General features: G+C 27.0%; 4 protein-coding genes. 2 read left to right on the top strand and 2 right to left on the bottom strand.

Annotated elements, in window-relative coordinates:
- The first annotated feature begins 21 nt into the window (after positions 1-21).
- Both QZZ11_RS09305 and QZZ11_RS04420 read left to right on the top strand, forming a co-directional pair.
- Positions 22-111, top strand: coding sequence for a zinc ribbon domain-containing protein (locus QZZ11_RS09305; RefSeq protein ID WP_365952750.1), 90 nt, complete (start codon positions 22-24; stop codon positions 109-111).
- A 608-nt stretch (positions 112-719) separates the two neighbouring features.
- Positions 720-1,763: an acyltransferase gene (locus QZZ11_RS04420; protein WP_292473947.1), complete on the top strand. Its 1,044-nt coding sequence runs from the start codon at positions 720-722 to the stop codon at positions 1,761-1,763.
- A 4-nt stretch (positions 1,764-1,767) separates the two neighbouring features.
- Here the strand turns inward: QZZ11_RS04420 and QZZ11_RS04415 are convergent, their stop codons facing one another.
- The gene (locus QZZ11_RS04415) at positions 1,768-2,613 is read right to left on the bottom strand and encodes an alpha/beta hydrolase (RefSeq protein ID WP_292473945.1); all 846 of its coding nucleotides are present in this window, start codon (positions 2,611-2,613) and stop codon (positions 1,768-1,770) included.
- A gap of 47 nt (positions 2,614-2,660) precedes the next feature.
- The coding region (gene ilvN / locus QZZ11_RS04410) for an acetolactate synthase small subunit (protein WP_292473944.1) at positions 2,661-2,954 on the bottom strand (294 nt) is incomplete at its 5' end.

Below are 2,954 nucleotides of genomic sequence, written 5' to 3'. Positions count from 1 at the left end.
AAGTTAAAACTCGACAACAGAATATGGACATGTCCACAATGTGGAAACACACATGATAGAGACATAAACGCAGCCAAAAATATACAACGAGAAGGATTAAAAAAAATATGATTATATAAACAAAGTATTTTATATGTGAACCGAGGGTTTCCCGGGGATCGCCTGTACCACTTACTATGCTTAGCATTAGCGGCAATTAGGCAGGAATCAAATGAAAAATACAATTACTCAATATGGGTGAGAATTGTATTATGATGAAGAAAGGAAAATATTGAAATAAAATATTTCCCTCTGTAATAAAACTATATTTGGGTTATTACTCATATTTCTCTCAATGCAAGGTTTTCTACAGAGCCGAATTAATATTAACATGAAAAATATAATAAAATACAATGTTTTTAATTAAATATTTGTCTTTAAATAACTATTATGAAATTTTTAATTTATTTTCTACTGGATATGTATATTATTCTCCAACATGTATTCTTAAAAATAACTGTTCTTGAATTTCATTTTTTATTTTAAATATTCGAGTATTAATTAATTCTTATTATTCTTTTTTGACTTTATCTATGTTTTTACATTTAGCAAATAAATTAAGATTTGATGTTATTGTTCAAATTTGGAATATAATCCTTTGTAGAAATAATATATTATATAATATTAATTTAAAATATTATAATATAGTTAACAAAAAAATATACTTTTGGAGCTTCAAAATGAATAAAACTAGAATTGAATGGATTGATTTAGTTCGTGCAATAGCTATATTAACAGTTTTATATATTCATTCTGTTGATGGTATTTACATCATTTCATCTGATGCAATAATTACTATGACAACATTTTCTAGAATATTTCAATTTGCTTCTTTGTTTATTGGTCGTATAGGTGTACCTTTCTTTTTAATGATAACAGGATATTTACTGGTCGATAGGGTATATGATGATCAAAAAGTGAGGAAGTTTTGGAATAATAATTGTAAATCATTAATTATAGTAACTATATTGTGGTCTGTGATATATGCAGTTTCATTAACTGTTATCTCAAACAGATATACTCAAATAAACACGGTTGAAGCAGGAAATCTGTTCTTTAGTCACATGTGGTATATGCCTATGATTATAGGAATGTATTTGTCAATGCCTTTTGTTTCAAATGCAGTTAGAAGCTTTGATAAAAGAACAATATTCCAGGCAACAGTAATATTTTCTTTACTGGCATTTTGTCTTCCATTTATATCTTTACTCTTAGATATGGAAGGAATACATAATGTTACATTACAATATTGTTTAGGATTTAGTGGTGGAATATATGGTGTTTATATTATTTTAGGATACTTAGTAAAAAAAGAAATGTTCAAGGAAGTGTCCTCAAAAGTATTTGGAATTATAGCATTAATTTCCTTTGCATTTTGCTTATTTTTCCAATATTATGCATTTATTAGAGGTTATAATTTCTTCCTTTGGTATGAATTCCCATTCATATTAACAGGTTCATTTGCATTGTTTGAATTAGTATCAAGAATGGACACTGTAAGATTTTATAGTCAAGTTAAAATATTATCAAAATATTCTTTTGCAGTATTTTTGATTCATAACTTGTTCAGATTACCATTACTTCCATTTATAGTAATGTTACCATTTGCAGAACCAGTAAAAGCTATAATATTGTGGATTATATTAATAATATGTAGTTATGCAGCTGCAGATATAATATATAGAATACCTAAATTTGGAAAATTCTTATTATACATGAGATAATATGTTATTTTTTTATTTCTTTTTTAATTTTTTTTAAAATATTAATTGCTTCAGGAATGGGAAACAATGGATAAATATGGAATAAACCTTCTCCTTCAATTAATTCAGCATCAACATCAGAATTAACTAATTTTTTATAATACCTTTTGATATCCGGATAAAAAATCTCATCTGTACCTGTAATTATTAAAGTTCTAGGTAAATTAATATTGTCTCCATATAACGGACTTAACTTGTAATTTTTTGTATCTGTTTTATCTGCCCAGCTTTTTGCTATTTCAACAAGTCCAACTTTTCCAAGAATCGGATCATCACCATCATCAACGCAGTTTTCCATTGAAAGATCAACCCATGGTGAAAATACTATAATATTATTGGGTTGTTTTAGTTTAATCTGTTTTAAATATTGACAAAATGATAACACAAATCCTCCACCAGCAGAATCACCCATTAATATAATATTTTCGTATTTTTCTATTAAATCACAATATAATTTTGTTATTAGTTCATAACTTTCCATATAATTGTGTTCAGGAGCTAATGGATATACTGGAGCAACAATACTTGTTTTTACAAACTTACTTAATATAAAACAATATGATAAATGCTGAATATTCAATTGATTAACGTAAGCTCCACCATGAATGTACAGAATAACTGACTTGGAATTATCATTAAAAGATACAAGTTTCATATTTTCAAAATATTCAGTATGAAAAACAGATTTAAACTCTTTATCTTTTTTAGTTTTTAAAAATAGTTCAACTTCTTCCTGTGAATCCATATAGGTGGGTTTTGTTTTTTTAAGAATGAAATATGCAATTTTAGATATAAGGGACATATTACTCATAAATTCACATCCAAAGAAAAAAATAAAAGGGGGTTAGTAATTATTATTTACAACGTTTTTTGTCCTCTGGTTAATGCAGTTATTCCTGTTTTTGCGGTTTCTTTTATTCCGTATGGTCTTAACAGGTCCATCAATGCATTTATTTTATCAGGATTTCCTGTTATTTCTATGGTTATTGTTTTTGGTGTTACGTCTATTACGTGTCCTCTGAATATGTTTGTGTATTGTATGATTTCTGATTTGTCTTGTTCTGTTGGGGCGTGGATTTTTAGTAGTGCGAGTTGTCTTCTTATGGTTTGTTCTGGTTTCATTTCTCGTACTTTGATGACTTCTATGAGTTT

The sequence above is a fragment of the Methanosphaera sp. genome (assembly GCF_016282985.1).
GTDB lineage: Archaea > Methanobacteriota > Methanobacteria > Methanobacteriales > Methanobacteriaceae > Methanosphaera.
The sequence above is the reverse complement of the archived record's forward strand: the minus strand, read 5'-3'. Positions and strand labels throughout refer to the sequence as shown.

Coding starts and splice junctions, on each gene's coding strand:
- QZZ11_RS04420 (WP_292473947.1), top strand. CDS start 720: ATGAATAAAACTAGAATTGAATGGATTGATTTAGTTCGTGCAATAGCT.
- QZZ11_RS04415 (WP_292473945.1), bottom strand. CDS start 2,613: ATGAGTAATATGTCCCTTATATCTAAAATTGCATATTTCATTCTTAAA.